The sequence below is a fragment of the Amycolatopsis pithecellobii genome, from assembly GCF_009707865.1.
In the GTDB taxonomy this organism is placed as follows: domain Bacteria; phylum Actinomycetota; class Actinomycetes; order Mycobacteriales; family Pseudonocardiaceae; genus Amycolatopsis_E; species Amycolatopsis_E pithecellobii.
The window spans coordinates 60,964-80,353 of sequence record NZ_WMBA01000007.1 but is presented as its reverse complement, the minus strand read 5'-3'; the positions used below and the strand labels follow the sequence as shown (position 1 = coordinate 80,353).

At 65.6% G+C, this 19,390-nt stretch carries 20 protein-coding genes and 3 pseudogenes; 10 read left to right on the top strand and 13 right to left on the bottom strand.

All coding sequences use genetic code 11. From position 1 onward, the window contains the following. Positions 1–71: 71 nt before the first annotated feature. Both GKO32_RS06985 and GKO32_RS38785 read right to left on the bottom strand, forming a co-directional pair. Positions 72–601, bottom strand: a pseudogene (locus tag GKO32_RS06985) (helix-turn-helix domain-containing protein); the annotation flags it as partial. A 69-nt stretch (positions 602–670) separates the two neighbouring features. After that, positions 671–1,126: a VOC family protein gene (locus tag GKO32_RS38785; RefSeq protein WP_154755961.1), complete on the bottom strand. Its 456-nt coding sequence runs from the start codon at positions 1,124–1,126 to the stop codon at positions 671–673. 66 nt (positions 1,127–1,192) lie between these two features. Between GKO32_RS38785 and GKO32_RS06975 the strand changes: the two genes are divergently transcribed. Next, positions 1,193–2,242 (top strand): helix-turn-helix transcriptional regulator, encoded by a 1,050-nt coding sequence (locus GKO32_RS06975; RefSeq protein WP_312867610.1) that lies wholly within the window; start codon positions 1,193–1,195, stop codon positions 2,240–2,242. Positions 2,243–2,312: 70 nt separating this feature from the next. Continuing rightward, positions 2,313–2,696: a type 1 glutamine amidotransferase domain-containing protein gene (locus tag GKO32_RS06970; RefSeq protein ID WP_246243264.1), complete on the top strand. Its 384-nt coding sequence runs from the start codon at positions 2,313–2,315 to the stop codon at positions 2,694–2,696. 55 nt (positions 2,697–2,751) lie between these two features. Here GKO32_RS06970 and GKO32_RS40445 read toward each other — a convergent pair whose 3' ends face one another. The 5 genes and pseudogenes from GKO32_RS40445 to GKO32_RS06950 all read right to left on the bottom strand — a co-directional run bounded on the left by GKO32_RS40445 (position 2,752) and on the right by GKO32_RS06950 (position 6,992). Further along, positions 2,752–3,282, bottom strand: a complete 531-nt coding sequence (locus GKO32_RS40445; RefSeq protein WP_376765932.1) for a helix-turn-helix domain-containing protein — start codon at positions 3,280–3,282, stop codon at positions 2,752–2,754. A gap of 82 nt (positions 3,283–3,364) precedes the next feature. Beyond that, positions 3,365–3,412, bottom strand: a pseudogene (locus GKO32_RS40090) (hypothetical protein); the annotation flags it as partial. A gap of 612 nt (positions 3,413–4,024) precedes the next feature. Then, entirely contained in the window at positions 4,025–4,918 is an 894-nt protein-coding gene (locus GKO32_RS06960) for a TIGR03620 family F420-dependent LLM class oxidoreductase (RefSeq protein ID WP_154756049.1), read from the bottom strand. Positions 4,919–4,971: 53 nt separating this feature from the next. Next, complete coding sequence (locus GKO32_RS06955; RefSeq protein WP_154755959.1) at positions 4,972–5,685, bottom strand: GntR family transcriptional regulator; 714 nt, start codon at positions 5,683–5,685, stop codon at positions 4,972–4,974. A 41-nt stretch (positions 5,686–5,726) separates the two neighbouring features. Next, positions 5,727–6,992: an alpha-hydroxy acid oxidase gene (locus tag GKO32_RS06950; protein WP_154756048.1), complete on the bottom strand. Its 1,266-nt coding sequence runs from the start codon at positions 6,990–6,992 to the stop codon at positions 5,727–5,729. 167 nt (positions 6,993–7,159) lie between these two features. On the opposite strand from GKO32_RS06950, the gene GKO32_RS06945 reads away from it, so the two are divergent. Genes GKO32_RS06945 through GKO32_RS40085 form a run of 6 tightly spaced genes read left to right on the top strand, consistent with a single transcriptional unit; the run spans position 7,160 to position 13,663 of the window. After that, a complete protein-coding gene (locus GKO32_RS06945; protein WP_166459414.1) occupies positions 7,160–7,906 on the top strand; it encodes a type 1 glutamine amidotransferase domain-containing protein in 747 nt (248 codons plus the stop codon). Positions 7,907–7,964: 58 nt separating this feature from the next. Continuing rightward, positions 7,965–9,152 (top strand): LLM class flavin-dependent oxidoreductase, encoded by a 1,188-nt coding sequence (locus GKO32_RS06940; RefSeq protein WP_246243263.1) that lies wholly within the window; start codon positions 7,965–7,967, stop codon positions 9,150–9,152. A 32-nt stretch (positions 9,153–9,184) separates the two neighbouring features. Continuing rightward, positions 9,185–9,715, top strand: coding sequence for a flavin reductase family protein (locus GKO32_RS06935; RefSeq protein ID WP_154755957.1), 531 nt, complete (start codon positions 9,185–9,187; stop codon positions 9,713–9,715). Further along, positions 9,706–10,566 carry a fumarylacetoacetate hydrolase family protein gene (locus tag GKO32_RS06930; RefSeq protein ID WP_154755956.1) on the top strand — a complete coding sequence of 287 codons (861 nt, stop codon included), beginning with the start codon at positions 9,706–9,708 and terminating at the stop codon, positions 10,564–10,566. The genes GKO32_RS06935 and GKO32_RS06930 overlap by 10 nt, the downstream gene beginning before the upstream one ends. A gap of 47 nt (positions 10,567–10,613) precedes the next feature. Further along, a complete protein-coding gene (locus GKO32_RS06925) occupies positions 10,614–12,527 on the top strand; it encodes an AMP-binding protein (protein ID WP_154755955.1) in 1,914 nt (637 codons plus the stop codon). Next, entirely contained in the window at positions 12,524–13,663 is a 1,140-nt protein-coding gene (locus GKO32_RS40085) for a 3,4-dihydroxy-2-butanone-4-phosphate synthase (RefSeq protein ID WP_154755954.1), read from the top strand. The genes GKO32_RS06925 and GKO32_RS40085 overlap by 4 nt, the downstream gene beginning before the upstream one ends. Before the next feature lie 658 nt (positions 13,664–14,321). On the opposite strand, the gene GKO32_RS06915 is transcribed toward GKO32_RS40085, so the two are convergent. After that, positions 14,322–14,522: a hypothetical protein gene (locus GKO32_RS06915; protein ID WP_154755953.1), complete on the bottom strand. Its 201-nt coding sequence runs from the start codon at positions 14,520–14,522 to the stop codon at positions 14,322–14,324. Positions 14,523–14,544: 22 nt separating this feature from the next. Continuing rightward, positions 14,545–14,904, bottom strand: a complete 360-nt coding sequence (locus tag GKO32_RS06910) for a TetR/AcrR family transcriptional regulator (RefSeq protein WP_154755952.1) — start codon at positions 14,902–14,904, stop codon at positions 14,545–14,547. A 79-nt stretch (positions 14,905–14,983) separates the two neighbouring features. Between GKO32_RS06910 and GKO32_RS40440 the strand changes: the two are divergent. After that, positions 14,984–16,455: pseudogene (locus GKO32_RS40440) on the top strand (alpha-hydroxy acid oxidase). A 10-nt stretch (positions 16,456–16,465) separates the two neighbouring features. Here the strand turns inward: GKO32_RS40440 and GKO32_RS06900 are convergent. The 4 genes from GKO32_RS06900 to GKO32_RS06885 all read right to left on the bottom strand — a co-directional run bounded on the left by GKO32_RS06900 (position 16,466) and on the right by GKO32_RS06885 (position 18,504). Continuing rightward, positions 16,466–16,999, bottom strand: a complete 534-nt coding sequence (locus GKO32_RS06900; protein ID WP_208024295.1) for a VOC family protein — start codon at positions 16,997–16,999, stop codon at positions 16,466–16,468. A gap of 104 nt (positions 17,000–17,103) precedes the next feature. Then, the gene (locus tag GKO32_RS06895) at positions 17,104–17,427 is read right to left on the bottom strand and encodes a carboxymuconolactone decarboxylase family protein (RefSeq protein WP_154755951.1); all 324 of its coding nucleotides are present in this window, start codon (positions 17,425–17,427) and stop codon (positions 17,104–17,106) included. Between the two features lie 20 nt (positions 17,428–17,447). Next, positions 17,448–17,864 carry a PPOX class F420-dependent oxidoreductase gene (locus GKO32_RS06890; RefSeq protein ID WP_154755950.1) on the bottom strand — a complete coding sequence of 139 codons (417 nt, stop codon included), beginning with the start codon at positions 17,862–17,864 and terminating at the stop codon, positions 17,448–17,450. 139 nt (positions 17,865–18,003) lie between these two features. After that, a complete protein-coding gene (locus GKO32_RS06885; RefSeq protein WP_208024294.1) occupies positions 18,004–18,504 on the bottom strand; it encodes a flavin reductase family protein in 501 nt (166 codons plus the stop codon). Positions 18,505–18,636: 132 nt separating this feature from the next. Between GKO32_RS06885 and GKO32_RS06880 the strand changes: the two genes are divergently transcribed. Further along, a complete protein-coding gene (locus tag GKO32_RS06880; protein ID WP_154755949.1) occupies positions 18,637–19,320 on the top strand; it encodes a GntR family transcriptional regulator in 684 nt (227 codons plus the stop codon). Positions 19,321–19,390 lie beyond the last annotated feature (70 nt).

Below are 19,390 nucleotides of genomic sequence, written 5' to 3'. Positions count from 1 at the left end.
CGACGACGATGAGCCCTCGGCTGAGCACAAGTGCGCGAGCACGTTCCAGGCGCATCTCGACGGAGACCGGCGTTGGGGACGCGGTGGGCGGGTGGTGGTCGTCGAGTGCGGTGTGGCCACGGTGGTGGTTGTAGGTGTGGAGCCACTGCGGTAGTGCCTGGCGTCGTTCGGTTTCGGATCGGTAGGGCTTGGCGTAGGCCCAGAGGCGGGACCTGTAGCATGATCCGTTGTCGGTAAGCACCCGTTGGACGATGATTCCGTTGGCAGCAAAGAAGATCTGAGCGCACTGCCAGAACGCGACCACAGCTTCCTTCTTCTCATCGGGCAGGATTTCGGTGGAGGGCACCAGGTGCCGGAACAAGGCGATCCGAGCCGGTCCCCACCGCCGCAGCACGCGGACCTTGATGATCCGGCGTCCGGTGCGCGTGGGCGTGCGACCGGGACTGCGGTGCGGACGGCTGGATCGGTCGACCATGCCCGCTTCACCCTGCTCGCGGTAGCGATCGGCCCGCCGTTTCGCGGTCGAGACTGAAACCTGGAACCGCTCAGCCGCACGCCGTAGCGGCCACCCCTCGTCCACGACACAACGGGCCAAGCGCAGTCTGCCGGTCGCTAGAGGTTAAGTCGCGCCGTGGCTGGCCTCAGCCCTCCGCCGGGTGGACCTGGGTCGTCAACTCGATTCCGGAAGCATCTTCGGGGTGCGGTTCTGCTGCAGTTCGATGCCGCCCGGGGTCACCGGCGTGTACAGGTTGATGAGGGAACCTTCCGGGTCCCTGATGAGGACTGAGCGGTTCCCCCAAGGCATCGTGACGGGACTCTGCACGACATGGAGGTCGTCGCCGTACTCGTCCAACAGCTTCGAGAAGAGCACCTCCACGTCCTCCACGAGGAACTCGAAGATGGCGGTGTTGTTAGCGCCCGCACGCGGCGTGTTTTCCTTTATGAAGGCGACCCGTTCCGGAGTACTCAGCGCGAACGTGGCGGACGGCGTGACGACCTCGACGAAATCTTCCGTCAGGTACTGGGCTGTGACGCCGGTGATCATCTCGTAGAAGCGGACAAGGCGCGGCAGGTCGTCGGTGATGAGGCGGACGGACGCGAGTTGGACAGAGTTGGATTTGGACATGGCGACAACGCTAGCCTGGATAGGGGTCGAATCCTGTCCACTATTTCGTCAACATTTGGAGATGCGGTGCAGTCGACAGCTCGCGTACTGACGCTGCTCGAGATCCTGCAGTCGGGCGGCATGAAGACAATCGCTGAGCTTGCCGAGCAGCTCGGGGTCGACAGCCGAACCGTGCGTCGCTACGTGGAGCACCTACGCGACCTTGACATCCCTGTCGACTCGGTCCGCGGTCGGTACGGTGGCTATCGGTTGGCTCCCGGCTACCGTATGCCACCTCTCATGCTGACGGACGAGGAGGCGTTGGCCGTCATTTGGGCGTTGCTCGTCGCGGACCGCTCGGGTTCAGGACCGGTGTCGGAGACGGCGATCCAGAACGCTGCAGCCAAAGTGCGTCGCGTTGTGCCAGCGTTGCTGGGACGTCGCATCGAAGCCGTTCTCGCCGTCGTTGACTTCACGAGCGCGCGGGAGAGTGTTCGGCCAGTCGCCAACGAAGGGGACAGCGGTCGCGGACGCGGGTTGTTCGACCTGTCCGAAGCCGCGCGTGATCGGCGCCCAGTTTCATTCGACTACACCCCCCGCTTCGGCCCACAAGAACGGCGCGAAGTGCACCCTTACGGCGTTGTAGCTCACCGAGGCTTGCTTTATCTGTCGGGTTTGGATGTTGCCAAGCAGGTGACGCGAACCTTTCGGTTGGACAGGATTTCCGGTATACGGCAGCTTGACGGCGTTTTCTCCTCTTCATCACAGAGAGAGCCGTTTCGGCCGGTTCTGGGACCGCTCCCCCCGGACCCAAGTCGAGTAGAGGTGTCGGTTCTGGTGCAAGCCGACGCTGAACGCGTGTGGAATCACATTCCTCGAGTGTTCGCTTCGGTGACCCCGTTGCCAGACTTCCGGGCAGAAGAAGTTTGGGTCAGGGTTTTTCTCCGTGTGGAACGCCTCGAATGGGTCGCCGGCCGACTAGCTGTCATGGATCGGCCGTTCATTATCGAGCACCCGCCCGAACTCGCCGCCGCCGTGCAAGCTCTCGCGCATCGTTTGGTTGTGGCATCGACTACGACGCCTAACGGCAGCGCCGTGCCCACCCCGAGCACTTGCGCTGACGAATCCTCGGCATGACCCGATGAGTGACAAGAAATATCTTGAAACCTCAAGACTATTAGGCCGCGCACACTGCAAGCCCACACCGATGGAGGATCTCGCGGCGTCGGCGGAGTTCGGTGGCCTCGTCGCGGCCTTCGACGCCGCAGGCAAGCCGGTGGCGGCCGTGTGCCACGGCCCGGCCGCACTGCTGCCAGCGACGGGCCCGGACGGCAAGTGGCTCTTCGCCGGGCGGCGGGTGACCGGTTTCTCCGACGTCGAAGAGAGCCAGGTCGGTTTCGCCGACCGGGCGCCGTGGCTGTTGGAGGACCGCCTAGCTTGCGCCGGTGGCCGGTTCGAGAAGAGCAGCGGCCCGTGGGAACCACACGTCGTGGTGGACGGCACCCTCCACACCGGACAGAACCCGGCCTCGTCGGCGCCGCTGGCCGAAGAGCTGGTGAACGCGCTGCAGCCGGCAGGGCAGGCCCGATGAACGACGGCCGGTGAGGGCCCCGCCCTCACCGGCCGCGCCTGGTTCCCGCATGCGGTCAGCTGCTCAGTTCCTCCCGCATCGAACGACGATAGGAATACGCTCTCGGGGTCGCACCGAACCGCGAGCGGAACTCGTTGATGAAATGTGACGTACTGCCGTAACCGACTGCTCGGGAAACCTGCGTGACGGTCAGATCGCCTTCGACGTGCAGCTCTCTAGCACGATTCAGGCGCATTTCCTTGACGAACTGATAGGGCGATTTTCCGGTGACCTCGCGGAAGAGATGCGAGAACGCCGAGGGACTCATCGAGACCCGTTCCGCGAGATCGCTCACGGTGAGCAGTTCGGACATGTTGTCCCGTACGTGCGAAATCACCTCGCTCACCGGGTTGCGCGCCACTTCGGTGGCGGCGAGGTCCAGCAGGCGGGAGAACTGCTCGGCCTGCAGGACCCGGTACACCATTTCGGCGGGATAGATCGGGGCGAGCACCCGCCGGTCGACGACGTCGGCCGAGACCCGCCGGACGAGATCCGGGTCGATCTGGAGCACCAGCGACAGGAACGGCCTGGCGGGCGAGGCTTCCACGATCTCCGCGGTGAAGTGCTGGCGCCCCGCTGAGCACGAGGTAGTCGAAGGGGTCGTAGCAGTGCTTCTGCCCGTCGGTGACCACGCATTTTCGGCCTTGCGCGATGATGCACAGCGACAGCGACTGCACCTCTTCCCACTGCGGTGCGGCCGGTAGAAGGTCAGGCCCGGCCAGTCCCCCGGATTGCCGTCCAGTACCGGTGTCCCCGCGGAAATCTCCGCGAGCAGGTCACTAGCGGTGTGACGTTCCTCGCGACACAGCTGCGGATTCCAGCAGACCAGCTGCGGATTCGTGCAGAACCCGCGGCTCGTCACCGAAACACTGGCGCCGAGCCGCGCACAACTGGGCTCGGATCTGCTCGGCACGCGCCTGATCGATTCGGGTCTCGAGCTCTGTAGGCGTGTCATCCACCGGGGCTTTCACTTCCGACAGCATCATTCCCGGGTGCATCAAATAGCTTTGTCCGCGGCGGAGTCGTCTCGCCTTCAGTTGGACTGGGCTCGACCTCGGCGGCGCCGGCGACCTCGTCGACTGCGGCAGCGGCGAGTCAGTGTCGGGGCCGGATCGTCCAAGACCGTGGGGCATGGTCACGCCTGCAGGCCAAAGCATCACAACGACCGGCGATCTTCGTCGATGCGGAACCCTGGTGGCTGGCGTGCGGTGTGTTGAGCCGAGCGGCAGTCGGCTCGGCAGATCGCGAGACCGATAAGGAGACTGGGGTTGCATCTCCAAGGTGGGTGACTATTGCGGCTTGGCTCGCGTGCTCAGCACAAGCTGTGAGGAGAGAGCGTCGGTCAGAAGGCGCCATTGCGGCATCGCGGATGCGCCTGGCGCGTTACCGATCACTTGGATACCGACGTGGTCGGCTCCGGCGTCGAGGTGTTCGTGCAGCCGTTGCGCGATGATGTCGACGTCGCCCCACACAACGAGGTCGTCGACGATCCGGTCGCTGCCCCGGCCGCTGTCGATATCGGCTTCGGTGTAGCCGAGGCGTAGGAATTTGGCGACGTTATATGGGGTGGTGAAATAGCTATGCAAGTGTTCTCGGGCGATTGCCCGTGCCGTCTCGGGATCGCGTTCGAAGAGGACTGCTTGTTCTACACCGAGGAACGGCTTGGGTCCCAGGATTTCCCGCGATTGTGCGGTGTGTCCGACTGTGACGTGGTAGGTGTGTGCACCCGCGGCACGGTCGCGGGCCAGCTCGACCATCTTCGGTCCGTAGGCAGCAAGCAGGCGTCGCACCGGTGCCGCCGGAGTGGGGTTGATGCTGGTGACCGCATCGAGGTAGTCCAGGTATTGGCGCATCGCTGATACGGATGGCACCCCGGGTTTTCCGGCACCAACACCCAGCCCCAGCACGTAACGGTCAGGGTATGCGTCAGACAGCAGCACCGCCGCTCCGTGAGTCCAGCGTGCCTCGCGCGACCAGATCTGTGCAATACCGTTGAGTACCGCGATCCGCTTCGTACATGACAACAGGAAACCCGCATGCGTCAGGGCTTCCCGGCCGAGCAGTTCCGGTATCCAGAGCGCACGCCAGCCGAGTTGTTCGAGTTCTTGGACGGAGTCGCGCACCACGCTGGCAGGTTGTGCTTCGAAATCGAACGTCCAGATGCCGAACTGTCCGAGGTTCATTCCCTCGATCGGTGCCACGGTTACTCCATTTCCGCCCCCGCTGTTGGGGGCGTTCAGAGGGCGTCGCTGCGTTTCCATTCGTCAAGCACGCGGCTGGTCAGGTTCTGTATGTGCCGGACCGCGACGTGTTCGGCGGTCTCGGCGTCTTGCTGGGTGAGCGCATCCAGGATCCGGGCATGCTCGAGGGCTGCGGGGCGTTTGCTGGAGTTCCACGCCGTCGAGTACGCCGCGAGGATCACCTGGGTCTGGACGCGTTCGAGGGAATCGACCAGACAGGCGTTGGCCGAGAGATTCTGAATGGTCTGGTGGAATTCCAAGTCGGCGCGGCGTGCCATGGCAGGGTCTCCGGCGTCGACTGCGGCGGAGAAGCGGCCATGAATGTCAGTGAGTCGTTGCAAGGCGATGTCGTCAACGTGGGGTGCAGCCAGCCGTGCCGCCAGTCCCTCGAGCGGCGCCCGAACGATCAGTGCGTCCAGCAGATCGTGCCGGCTGGGCGCGGCGACGGCCGCGCCGCCGGCTGTCTTGCGGACCAGTCGTTCGGAGATGAGGCGTTCGACAGCGGACCGGACCGGGCTGCGGCTCATTCCGAACAAAGTCGCCAGGCCCACCACGCTGACCTGACCGCCGATCGCGAGTTCGCCGTCAAGGATCATCGCGCGGATCCGATAGTAGGCGGCTTGCGTGAGATTGTCGCCGGTGTTCTCGGGAGCGTTCGTGTAGTCGCCCTCGCCGAGTTCAGTGCCGCTGTCGTATGGCTGCGCTGCCATGAACAATGCCTCCTGGTGTGACGGTCCGGCCGGATATGTTCTCACATCGGCAAAACCGGGCCGGGGCGTTCGGACATTCTCGGTAGTCGCACCATCGCCGGTGTCAGGTCCTTCACGGTCGCGGCGCCAAGCAGCTGCATTGTGACCCGGATCTCCTTCGCCAGCAGGTCCGCGACCCGGCGCACGCCTGGTTCGCCTGCCGCCATCAGCCCATAGAGGTAGGCACGGCCGACAAGGATCGCGTCGGCGCCGAGACACAGCGCGGCGACGACATCCGATCCGGACAGGAACCCACCATCGACGAGCAACTCGGCGCGGTCGCCGATCGCCTCGGCGACCGACGGGAGCGCCTCGAGCGGAGTCGCGCAGCGATCGAGCTGACGGCCGCCATGGTTGCTCACAACGACGGCGTCCGCGCCGGCCGCGACCGCGGCTTCAGCGTCGTCCACCGACTGGATCCCTTTCACGATCAGCTTGCCATCCCATTCCGACCGCAACCAGGCAAGATCGTCCAACGTGACCGAAGGATCGAACAGCTGGTTCGCCAGGTCCGCGACCGTCCCCCGCCAACCGGACAGCGACGCGAACGACAGCGGCGGCGTGGTGAGCAGGTTGAACCACCAATGAGGGTGGCGGGCCCCGTCGACGATCGTGGACAGGCCCAGCGACGGCGGGATGGTCATTCCGTTGCGGACGTCCCGCAGCCGGGATCCGGCGACCGGGGTGTCGACGGTGAGAATCAAGGCTTCATAACCATGGTCTCGTGCTCGGCGGACGAGATCGCGGCTGCGCGCGCGGTCGCTCCACAGGTACAGCTGGAACCATCGACGGCAGGCGGGGATTTCCGCGGCAACGGCCTCGATCGAGGTCGTGCCCATCGTCGAGAGCGCATACGGAATGCCGGCCGCACCGGCCGCACGCGCCACGGCACGCTCCCCCTCATGGTGCATCATCCGCGTGAAGCCGGTAGGCGCGAACACCACCGGGATTGAGGCTTCCCGCCCCAGCAGAGACACGGTGGGATCCACGTCTGACACATCGCGCAGCACCCGTGGGACGAACTCCACCGATTCGAGCACCGCGCGGGCACGCCACATGGACCTCTCGTCCTCCGCAGCGCCAGCGACGTAGTCGTAAACCGCACGCGGAACCCGGCGCTGCGCGGCGGCAGAAAAGTCGCGCACGGTAGCGGCGCGCCTGGCTCGCCGGCGATCACCGCTGAGTACCAGCGGCTTGGGCTGCAGCAACGGAGCCAGCTCCGACCACCGGGGCAGCTGCCGGTAGCGGGCACGAGCGTCACGGTCCATGCCACGAGGCTGCATCCAGCCGACACCAAAGTCAAGTACGTCCGCATCCACAAGGACCAGACCAGGCGATTCACGCATCCAATACACGAGCAGGTTGACAAGTACTGGATGCATGTTCATGCTCTTCGTACTGCTCATGCATGCACGGTGCCGAAGGAGCTGCCGTTATGTCCGCCGAATACCGTGTGGTCGTCCCTCTCCCCGACCACGACTTCGACACAACCGAGTCCGCCGTGTCGTGGCAACGATTCACCCGCGCCGGGTTCAAGGTCACGTTCGCCACCGAGACGGGTCGGGTTGCCGAGTGCGATCAGCGTCTGCTCAAGAGCGGGTGGTTCAATCCTCTGCCGGCGGGGCCGGAAGCCGTCGCGGCGTATCGGGAGATGACCGCGGCGCCAGAATTCCGCGAACCAATCGCCTTCCGCGACATCGACGCGAATGAATTCGACGCGATCCACCTCTCGGGTGGCCACGCGCAGGGAATGCGACAATACCTCGACAGCGGTGTCCTGCAACGACGCGTCATCGACTTCGCGCGGGCAGGCAAGCTGATTGGCGCTGTCTGTCACGGAACGTTGATTCCCGCCCGCAGCATCGACCCCGTCACCGGACGCAGCATTATCTCCGGACGGCGATTCACCACGCTGACACTTCCACTGGAGAAGTGGGCATTCCGGATCACCTGGTATCGCGTGGGGCGCCGATACCGCACGTACTGGAAATACACCGAGACCGAAGTCCGGCGCGCCGTGCAACCGGACGGTGCGCTGCTGCGAGGTGAGTCGGTCGACAAGCCGTTCGTTGTTGAGGACGGCAACTTCATCAGTGCCCGGTATCCGCTCGACGTCCCTGCCTATGCCGACGCGTTCGTTCGCAAGCTTGAGCACAGCCACGAACACCGCACCACTGCGTAGCCCGTCAGGCACATCACCATGCACCTGTGGCATTGGCTGCGGGTGACTCCGACCTTCCTTGCGTCACCGTCGACCCTATGAAGGAGCAACCATGTCCACGTCTGCAGCTGCCGATGAGCGCCGCGACCGTCGCGGTACCAACGCCCTCTTCTCCGGCAATAAGCTCAAGCTGGGTTTGTTCGGCCCGAACTGCGATCACGGCTGTGCAATGACCCTCTCATCCGATGTTCCGTCCTTGACGTGGGAATACACCAAACAAGTTGCGGAGATCGCCGATCGTGCCGGATTCGAAGCCCTCGTTCCGGTCGCACGATGGAAGGCCATCGGCGACAACGGCTTCAATGGCCGCAACTTCGAAACCTACACCTGGGCCGCAGGCCTGGCGTCGGTCACCGATCACATCACGCTGGTTGCCACCGCGCATGTCCAGGCTAGCCACCCTGCCGCCGCGGCCAAGATGGTCGCCACCGTCGACCACATCAGTGGGGGTCGAGTCTGCCTGAACATCGTCAACGGCTGGTTCGAGCCCGAGTTCAAAATGCTGGGCAGTGAATTCCTCCCGCACGACCGCCGCTACCAGTACACCACCGAGTGGTTCGAACTGGTGCGCAAGTTCTGGACCGAGGATTCCGAGTTCGACTTTATTGGCGAATTCTTCCGTGTGGAGGGCGGCTATTCGCAACCGAAGCCGGTCCAGTCTCCGCTGCCATCGATCATGAACGCCGGGGGGTCCAAGACCGGACGCGAGTTCATCGCCAAATATGCCGACGCGGGCTACGTCCTGCTCGCCGGGTACGACCTCGACGCGGCACGAGCACAGGTCGAAGCTCGTGCGAACGACGCGGCCGAGGTCGGGCGTGAGGTCGACACGTGGACGACCGCCTACGTGATTCAGCGCGACACCAAGGAAGAAGCGCAGGCGTACCTGCAGAAGGTGTTCGTCGACGAGGCGGACATGAGCGCCGGCGACGCCGCCGCCAAATACCTCGGACTCAACTCCTCGGCCATGGAACCGCACCAGTGGGAAGAGTTCAACCTGCACCTTCGCGCCGGCTACGGCGGATACCCGCTCGTAGGCACCGCCGACGACATCGCCGAAGAGCTGGCACGGCTGTCGGATATCGGCGTGGCCGGGGTGTCACTGTCCTTTGTCGACTTCGTTGACGGGCTGGAGCGATTCAACGCTGACGTCCTGCCGAAACTCGAAAACGGGGGCCTGCGCAAGCCCTACTCCCCGCACGCCTGACCCACCATCCTCGCGTCGCCGAAAGGCCCCCGATGTCGACCGCCCTTCCACCCCCCGAACTCGCGCCGCAAGTCGACGCGCACACCTTCCGGGAATCGATGGCGCGCGTGTGTGCGCCCGTCACGATCGTGACGACGCTCGCACCGGACGGCACGCCCTACGGCACGACCGTCAGCGCGTTCAGCTCGCTCTCACTCAACCCGCCCATGGTCACCGTATCCCTCGGCAAAAAGTCCAACATTCTGGCCCACGTTCGCCGGTCACGCCGACTGTCGGTGAACGTGCTGTCCAGCGGTCAACGCGACATTGCCGCAGGGTTCGGACGCAGTGGCGGAGACAAGTTCTCCGGCTTGCACTGGCGGATGCAGGAGCGACTGCCCCACCTCGGACCGGTCACGGCGTGGCTCGCCTGCGACGTCGCGGAGCTGGTCGATGGCGGCGACCACGTCGTCGTCCTCGCCACCGTCACACACGCCCAGTTCAGCGACCGCCTCCCTCTGATCTACGCCCGTCAGACCTTCGGAACCCACGATGAGTTGGCCAAGGGGCAGCGATGCGCCTAGCGAACGTGCGTGGCCGCGCATCGGTCGTGCTCGACCACCAGACCGGCGTTGACGTGCACGATGTCACCGAGGGCGCGTTCCCCGCGGACACCGCGGAACTGCTCGGGCGGTGGGACGAGTTCCAGCGCTGGACAACGACCCAGCCCACATCATCGTGGGACCACGCCGAGAAAACCTTCGAGTACGCCGACCTCGGCCCGGTGGTCGCCGCCCCACGCCAGATCTTCGCGATTGGCCTCAACTACGGCAGGCACCGGGACGAGACGGGTTTCACCACAGCCACCGAGCCCGTGATTTTCACGAAATTTGCGAGCAGCCTCAGCGGTGCCCACACCACCGTCACACTGCCCTCCGACAGCGTCGACTGGGAGGCTGAGCTCGTCGTGGTGATCGGCAAATCCGGACGCGATATCCCGCCGGAGGAAGCCTGGGATCACATTGCCGGGCTGACCCTCGGGCAGGACCTCTCCGACCGGGCACATCAGTTCGCGGCGACACCACCGCAGTTCAGCATGGCAAAATCGTTCCGGAACTTCTCGCCGGTGGGCCCGTTCCTGGTGACTCCCGACGAGTTTCCCGACCCCGACGACATCGAACTGGGTTGCGTCCTCAACGGAGAACCCGTGCAGCGAGACCGGTCGGCCAACATGATTCGTGGAATCCCAGCCCTCCTTGAAACGCTGTCAGGGATCGTTGAACTGGCGCCGGGTGATCTCGTGTTCACTGGCACCCCAGCCGGCGTCGGCATGGGCTATGACCCGCCGCGGTACCTGCGCCCGGGCGACGAACTCGTCACATGGGCATCGGGTATCGGCGAAATCCGGCAGCGATTCCGTGCGAGGAACGCGTGACCCCCGAGCGCGGCGTCCGAGCGCAGCCGACGAACGGAGAGTGGGAGATGGGACTCGCAGACACACACCGCCGCAGCCTCGAGGACAGCGCGGCGTTCTGGAGCAAGGCGAGCAAGCTCATTGCCTGGAGCCGCGCGCCAAGTCAGGTCGTACCCGAATCGTCCGGCCGGTGGCAGTGGTTCGCCGACGGACGTCTCAACACCTGTTTCAATGCCCTCGACCGCCACGTCATCGCGGGTCACGGAGATCGCGTCGCCCTGGTCTGGGAGAGCGCGATGACGGGAGCGCAGGAACGCTTCACCTACGCTGCTCTGCAGCGCGCCGTCGAGGTGTGCGCCGCGATGCTGGTCAATCTCGGGGTAGGGCACGGGGATCGCGTCGTGATCTACATGCCGATGATTCCCGAGGCCGTCATCGGCATGCTCGCTTGTGCCCGGATCGGCGCCGTCCATTCGGTCGTGTTCGGTGGATTCGCCGCGCCGGAGCTTGCCGCTCGCCTCGATGACGCAGGGCCCAAGGTCATTCTGACGGCGTCCTGCGGATTCGAGCCGGGGCGGGTGATCAACTACAAGGAGCTCGTCGACGAGGCGCTCGCCATGGCTGACAACGACATCTGCGCCGTGGTCGTGAAGCAGCGACCCCAGTTGCCCGCCAAGCTTCAACCCGGCCGTGATCTCGACTGGAACGCCGAGATGGAAGCGCACGCGGGGGCGAAGCTAGCCTGTGTCGACGTCGCCAGCGGCGACCCCCTCTACATTCTCTATACGTCCGGCACGACCGGACGGCCCAAGGGAGTCGTCCGAGACAACGGCGGGCACGCCGTCGCCCTGGCATGGTCGATGCGGCACATCTTCGGTATCGAAGCCGGCGACGTATGGTGGGCCGCCTCGGACATCGGCTGGGTCGTCGGCCACTCCTACATCGTGTATGCCCCGCTGCTGATCGGGGCGACGACCGTGCTCTACGAGGGAAAGCCGGTCGGCACACCGGACGCGGGAACGTTCTGGCGGATCTGTGCCCGGCACCGGGTCACAGGTCTGTTCACCGCGCCCACGGCCTTGCGTGCGATCCGGCGAGCCGACGAGGACGGCGCACACGTGCGCGAGCAGGTGCTGGACGCGCTTGAAGCGCTGTTCGTGGCCGGTGAGCGCCTTGATGATGAGACGGCCACCTGGGCGCGGAACGTGCTCGGGGTACCGGTGGTGGACAACTGGTGGCAGACGGAAACGGGATGGCCCATCACGGCCGGATCCCGCGAGACACGAGCAAGCGGGGGTAGGCCGACACCCGGCTTCAATGTCGTCGTTCTCGACGCGAACGGCCGCGACGTGCCGCGCGGCGGGGAGGGCTCGATCTGCCTACGGCTGCCGTTACCACCCGGGGTCACCACGGCGATCTGGAACGACCCGGACCGTTTCGCGTCCGAGTACCTCACGGCTTACCCGGGCTACTACCACACGGGCGACAGCGGCTACATCGACGACGACGGCACCGTGCAGGTGCTCGGGCGCACCGACGACGTCATCAATGTGGCAGGCCATCGCCTGTCGACGGGTGTCCTCGAAGGACTCCTCGCCACTCACCACAGTGTCGCGGAGTGTGCGGTGGTCGGACTCGACGATCCGCTGAAGGGGCAGGTCCCGCACGCGTTCATCGTGCTCAAGAACGGCGCCGACCATCAGGACCCGGCCGTGGCCGACGAACTTGTTCGGCTGGTCCGGGCGCGATTCGGCGCCGTCGCGGCACTTCGTGAGGTCCACGTGGTTGCCGCATTGCCCAAAACCCGCTCGGGAAAGGTGCTGCGCCGCACCATCCGCGACGTGGCTCAGGGACAAACCGTCGATACGCCGCCCACGATCGAGGACCCGTCCGTCCTTGCCGTGCTCAAGACCCAGCTCGGGGTACGGCCTGCGAAATCAGCTCACAACATCGGTCGCCGGACGAAGGGAGCCGCACCGTGACTCAGGCACCCACCGGCCGCAGGCCGCCGGTATCCGCCCAGGCAGAAATCGGACCTCCCGCGGTGCGGGAAGCGATCGCGGCGTTCGCACAGGGCATGCCGGTCGTGATCGTCGACAGCGAGCACGACGAGAACGGCGGTGACCTCGTTTTCGCCGCAGAGTGCGCGACTCCGCAGCTCGTCGCGGTCGCTGTCCGGTACGGCTCGGGCTTCCTCTGCGTCGCCATCACCGAGTCCGACGCCGATCGCCTCGAGCTGCCCGCCATCAGACGCAGCCACGACCCGCACGGATCGGCCTACACGGTCACGGTTGACGCCCGCGAGGCAATTTCGACCGGCATCTCGGCCACGGATCGCGCGATCACCCTGCGCACACTGGCCGACCCAAACGCCGAGCCGAGCTCATTCACACGCCCGGGTCATGTCGTGCCGCTCCGCGCGTCCGCCGGCGGAGTGCTGCAACGCCCGGGCGCCGCCGAGGCCGCGGTCGACCTCGCCGTCCTTGCCGGCAGGCGGCCTTCTGCCGCACTCTGCAAGCTGGTCTCGGAGAACGACCCCCGGGAGCTGGCGCAGGGCAGCGAGTTGCGCCGTTTCGCGCAGCACCGCGGGTTCCCGCTCATCTCGGTCGCAGACCTGCGGGACCACCGCCTCTGCAACGGAGTCGTGGTCGCCCCCACCGCCCGGACGAATGTCCGATTAGCGCACGCCGACTTCACCGCAGTCAGCTACCACAGCATCCTCGACGAGCGGGAGCACATCGCCTTCGTTCTAGGCAACCACTCCGGTGAGTCCGTACCCGTGCGAATACAGCGCGAATGCCTGATCGGTGACGTGTTCGGCTCCCACCGCTGCGACTGCGCGGACAGCACCCATCAAGCGCTGGCCACGATCGCCGCCGCCGGTCACGGCGTCTTGATCTACCTTCGCAGTCCCGTCAACACATCCGTACTGGGGCACAGACCCGCAGCCACGATCGCGAACCGCGACACGGCGATAGCCGCAGGCATTGTCCGAGACCTCGACATTTCCTCGGTAGACCTCCTTACACCGTACGCGGCCGAAGCCGACGCACTGGCCCGCCTCGGCATCCGCGTCGCCACCCGAACAGCACAGCTTCACACGACGCGCTCGGCATAGCCGCCGCGGATGGTCTCGAACACCGCGCTGGGCTAACTGTCAACCTGTCTGCATTAAGGTTTCCACCTCGATGTCGCTTCGGTAGCCGGCGGACTAGGTGAGCGCGACGAACGCACGCAGGTCGATGTGTCCGTCACCCAGCATGCCGTGCGCCGGCAACGCGTCCAACGGCAATGACGCGATCGTCGCGAGCCGGGGTTCACACCACGTGTGGAAGGGTCAACCACCACGCCCGTAACCGTCGCAGGGAACGCTCACAACGGTTACGGAACCTGATTGTCCTCGGTCGGACAACAACCGTAGAACGCCACCGGACCAGCCGTGTCCCGCTCGGCTGTCGAAACCGTCACTCCCCGCGGCAACCCAACACCTGCCGAAGATCTTCGTGATCGGAGCAAGTCGTGACGACCTCGGAAAGGTTGCTTCGGGCGCCCGAAGGACCGGACCTGCGGCTCCAGAGGGGTATCCATCCCCGTAGGTCTTTTCCCGCGACAGTCGCAGTGAACGATGAGAAATTTGCAATCACACCACGCTGACCGAGGTGTGCCGCCGGGCTTCTCCCCAGGGCGAACGTTGCCCGACGCCCGGCGCTCCTGGGCAAGCTTCGAGAATCGATGATGCAGCACCACACCGTTCGCGCCGGCTCACCGACAGACGCCTACCGCGGGGCGGGGTCGTCCGCGAGGTAAATCGAGCGCATCCACACCGACGTTCCCACGTCGTTCAGGGTCTGCGCGAGCTGGCGCGCAGCGGGTCCGTCCGGCGCGGCACCGCGATCGCGCTCACGGTCGATCGCCGCCGCCGTCGCGTCGACCAGTCCCGACATGATCTCCTGCCACTTCTCGGCAACCTCGGGCACGCCGTTCCACATGTCGCAGCCCTCACGAACCGCCGCGCCATGCCTCCGCCACACTCCCGACATGCGCTCGAAAGTGAGACTGAGCGACGCGCGGCCTTCCTTCGGGCACCGCCGAGAACCAACTGTCGGGCAAGGCGTAGCTGTCGAGTACCTCATCCGCGATCCTGCGCAGCAGAGCTGCCAATGCCTCATGTCTGGACTTGTAGTAGAAGCGGCTGCGAGCGATACCCGCCGCCTCTGCGATCTCCTCCACGCCCAGGTCGCGCAAGGGTTTCTTTTCCAGCAAGTGCTCAAGCGCATCCAGCAGCTGCTCTTTGCGCTGTTCCTTGATCTTCCGAGCCCTCCGCGGCTTCTCGCCGGTCGCGCTGCATCCGACGGCCATCGCTCAGCCGGATACGTCCACGGTCCGGCGCCGTGTACCGCATTGGTCGGAGTTCGCGCCACTGCTCAAGCCACGCCCGGTGCTCCTTGACGGGCGCCGGCGCCGCGCGGCGGCGGCCGCGTCCGTGGAGGACCTGCGGCGGATCGCCCGCCGGCGCACTCCACGGGCCGTGTTCGACTACGTGGACGGGGGCGCCGAGCGTGAGGTGTCGTTGCGGCGCTCCCGCGAGGCGTTTGACAGGGTCGAGTTCCGGCCGAGCGTGCTGCGCGATGTCAGCGCGATCGACATCAGCACGACCGTGCTGGGCGCCTCGACCAGACCACCTCTGGTCCTCGGCCCGACCGGGTTCACCCGCATGCTTCACCACGAGGGCGAGATCGCCGTCGGGCGGGCGGCTCGACGTGCCCGCCTGCCCTACGCGCTGTCGACCATGGGCACCACCTCGCCGGAGGATCTGGCAGCGACGGCCCCGGGTGCCGACCACTGGTTCCAGCTGTATCTATGGCGCGACCGCGACCGGACGCACGAGCTGATCAACCGCGCCCGCGCCGCCGGCTTCGGCACCCTCGTGCTCACCGTCGACACCCCGGTCCCCGGCGCTCGGCTCAGAGATGTCCGCAACGGCATGACCATCCCGCCCACCTTGACCCTGCGCACGTTCCTCGACGGTGCGGTCCGGCCCCTGGTGGTGGTTCAACATGCTGACCACACCCCCGCTGGAGTTCGCGGGGTTGTCCTCGTTCGCCGGCACCGTGGCCGAGCTCGGCAGCCTCTCGACCCGTCCGCCACTGTGCGCGACGTTCGTTGGCTGCGTGAGACCTGGCCGGGCAAGCTCATCGTGAAAGGCCTGGCCAGCGTTGAGGACGCGCTTTCGGTTGTCAACGCCGGCGCGGTTGCCGTCGTTCTGAGCAACCACGGCGGTCGACAGCTCGACCGGGCACCCACCCCCTCGAGCAGCTGCCCGCCGTGGTGAAGGCCCTCGACGGACGGGCAGAGGTCTACGTCGACGGTGGTGTCATGTCCGGCGCCGACATCGTCGCCGCGGTCTGCCTCGGCGCCACCGCAGCGTTGATCGGCCGGGCCTACCTCTACGGGCTCATGGCGGCCGGGGAGAGGGGAGTCGACCGGCTCCGGGAAATCCTCCGCAACGACGTCCGACGCACCATGCAACTGCTCGGGGCCACGACCACCGACGAGCTCACCGCGGATCGCGTGCGCTTCCGGGCACGAAGCACCAAGAGCCCGCCGCGAGCCAGTCCCGTCGCCCGCAGCGGGCTCGATCACGATGACAGAGGCCCGCGACAGCCAGGCAAGCCTTGTGGACCTTGCAGCAGTCCATGCAGACGCCTCCTTGCTGTTTTTGACAGCCGGCCTCCGCCACTGGATCCCTGCACCGCCGAGTCAAGAACCAACGCCTGGCCGCGGTCGGCTACGTCTGGGCACGTCTGGGCCTTTGCCGCGTTGACCGCCTTGCCCGGCGCCCGCACCCACTACGACCGGCACAGAACCATCGGCGACCGACGCGAGCCATCCGCGATCGGGTCGTTGTGAAGCTTGCGCGCTACTTTGACCTGGGCTCCGGCGTCCACTTACGGAAACTGGTTACAGAGTGGTAAGCCTGCACAGAGGAGTACGTGACGAGCTCAATGGTGCTCCCCCACGGCGCCTTGGCGTACAGGAACTGACACCCCTCGCCCGCTTCGGCGCCCGGCAGATCACGCGCCCCACCCCCCAGGATCCGCGCACCGGCCCCTTCCAGCTTCTCTGATGCGGCGGCGATGTCGTCTACAAAGATCGCGACATGCTGATAGCCCAGGTCGCAGGGCAGGGCGGCTGCCTGTTGCCCTGTTGCCGAGTAGTCGAAAAGTTCGATATTCGGACCATTTCCGAGTCGCAATACTCGAATCGACTGGATCGTTGTCCCCTCAGGTACTCCGAGGCCCTCCTCGATCCAGGCTCCCCCAATCGGGGCATCGATGATGTCGTACATGTAGATGGCGTCGAACGCCTTCACGAAGAACTCGGTTGCTTGCTTGATATCTGGGACGGTGATTCCGATGTGGTCGATCCCGCGAATGTTCATCTGGCTGTCCAATCGAAGGTTATCTCGGATCGGCTCGTAGGGCGGTTTCCCGATCCGTCGGACATGAGTTGCTCGTCTATGACCTGCCTGGGCGAGGTCCCGACGAGCGTGCTCCACTACGGCGTCTGCTCGAGCAGAATCGCCCGGAGCCGGTTCAGTGCTGTGACTGAGTTAGGCCATCCCGCATAGAAGGCGAGATGGGTGATCAGTTCGACGAGCTCGTCGAGAGTCACGCCGTTCTGCAGTGCTGTGCGCAGGTGTAGGTCGAGTTCATCACCTCGGTAGAGCGCGACGAGTGCACCGACCGTGACCAGGCTGCGGTCGCGCTTGTCGAGGCCAGGCCGTTCCCAGATCTGGTCGTATAGGATGTCGTCGGTGAGGGCAGCGAGTGTCGGGGCGATGTCGCCGATACTCGACCGGCCAGGGCCATCATTAGGCATAGCGCTCCTCCAGACGGCGGTCAGCCGACCCAGGGCCCTACACCGGCGATCCGGCGAATCGTCGCGCGGATCGTGAACCCCGCTGGCCGGCCTTCTGGCACCGGGTAGTCGAAGTCCGGGGCCACGTAGCGCAGCGCGAGTCGGGAGACGAGCTCGGGAGCACCACCTTCGAGGATTTCGGCGGTGCCGTAGAGGACGAGGTTGGGGTGCATCCCATTCGGCATCGGCTCCGGCGCCGTGAAGGAGTACGCAACCCGGGAGTCGCGCCGAATGTTCGTGATCTTCCGGTATTCGCCGAAATGGCCGGAGATCAGGTCGTCGCCGTCTACGTCAACCCAGATGTTGCTGACCTGCGGCCCGCCGTCGGGGTTGATCGTGACCATGTGGGCGATCGCGCCGCTGAGAATTAGTTCGCGTGCCGATTCAGGGAGCTGCATGACGTTCCTTCGAGGTGGTCGTGATGTCTTTTGCGAGGGAGCCTTGCGCGATGGGCGAGTGCTGAGAAATAGGGGGCGGGACAGAATCCAAATACAGATCCTCTTCTTCTCGTCTGGTAGAGGCGACGCGCGCCGCGATTCAGGCCGGAGGTGCGAGCACGCCGAAGCTCTGCCGGACATATGCCAGCGGCTCCGCATCAGCGGAATGAGCGTCGGTCACCGCGCCGACGACGATGGCGTGGTCACCACACGGCACCAGCGCGTCCAGATCGCAGGCAAGCCAGCCCGCAGCCCCATCCAGCCGCGGCACCCCCTGAGCCGAGCGCCAGGCCACCCCAGCGAACTTCTCATCAGCCTTCGTCGCGAACGCCCGCGCGAGGTCGACCTGGTGACTGCCCAAAATGTTCACCCCGCAGCGCTGTGACCGCCGGATGTGGGCGAGCAGACGCGACGATAGATCCAGGGCGACCATCACCAGCGGCGGGCGCAGCGACAGCGAGCAGAACGCGCTCACCGTCGTCCCCCGCGCTGCGTCGCCCTCCATCGCGGTCACGACCGCCACTGGACCACAGACCGAACCCATGACCGCGCGGAAGTCCGCCTCATTGACCTGCCGGCTGTCAAGCTCGTGCAACGACACTGACGCCACCTTGAACAGTCATCGAAAAAGAGGTGCCGGACCAATGCTGCATGCTGCATGCAGCATTGTCAAGCGGGCGATCCTGAGCTGCCGCCTGTACGCTGTATGCAAGCGATGACGTAGGGACAGTCGATGGCACTCGAACAGGTGGCCCGGCCCGGCAGCTTGGCCGAGCTGGCCTATGACCAGTTGCGGACCGCCGTCCTCGACGGGCACTTCCGCCCAGGGGAGAAGGTCAGCGTGGTGACGCTGGCCGCCGAGCTGGGAATGAGCCGAAGCCCGGTGCGCGCTGCGCTCGAGCGACTCGTCAACGAAGGGCTGATCCGGCTGACCGCGGGTGGGGCGTTGATCGCCGAGCCGAGTCGCGACGAGTTGCTGGACGCCCTGGTTGTACGGTGCGCTCTGGAAGGGCTTGCCGCCCGCCTTGCTGCGCCGTCACTGAACGAGGCCGACCTCGACCAGCTGCGGGCTATTCACGATCGTCTGGACCATGCGGTGCAGGCCGCAGACACGAGGGCCGTGCGCGCGGCCGATCTCGAATTCCATCAGCAGGTTCAGGCCCATAGTGGGAACGCATGCCTCGTCGAGAACCTCACCCGGATCCAATCCAAGATCATGATCGCCACGTACTCGACGCCGTGGGGGCCGCACCTGACCGACATGCTCTCCGAGCACACCGCGATCCTTCGGGCCCTCGAAGCGGGCGATCCGGAGTCGGCGCACGAGGCAGCGACCCACCATCTCGCGAACCATCTCGAACGCCTCAAGGTCGCGTGGCAGCGCGCACACGAGGAATCGCTGACAGCCTCCAGCTGACCTGCATCGAGCGCGTCCCGGTGATCCAGGAGGCGCCCCTCGAGGGCCTGCACGAGCCACTCCCCTGCCT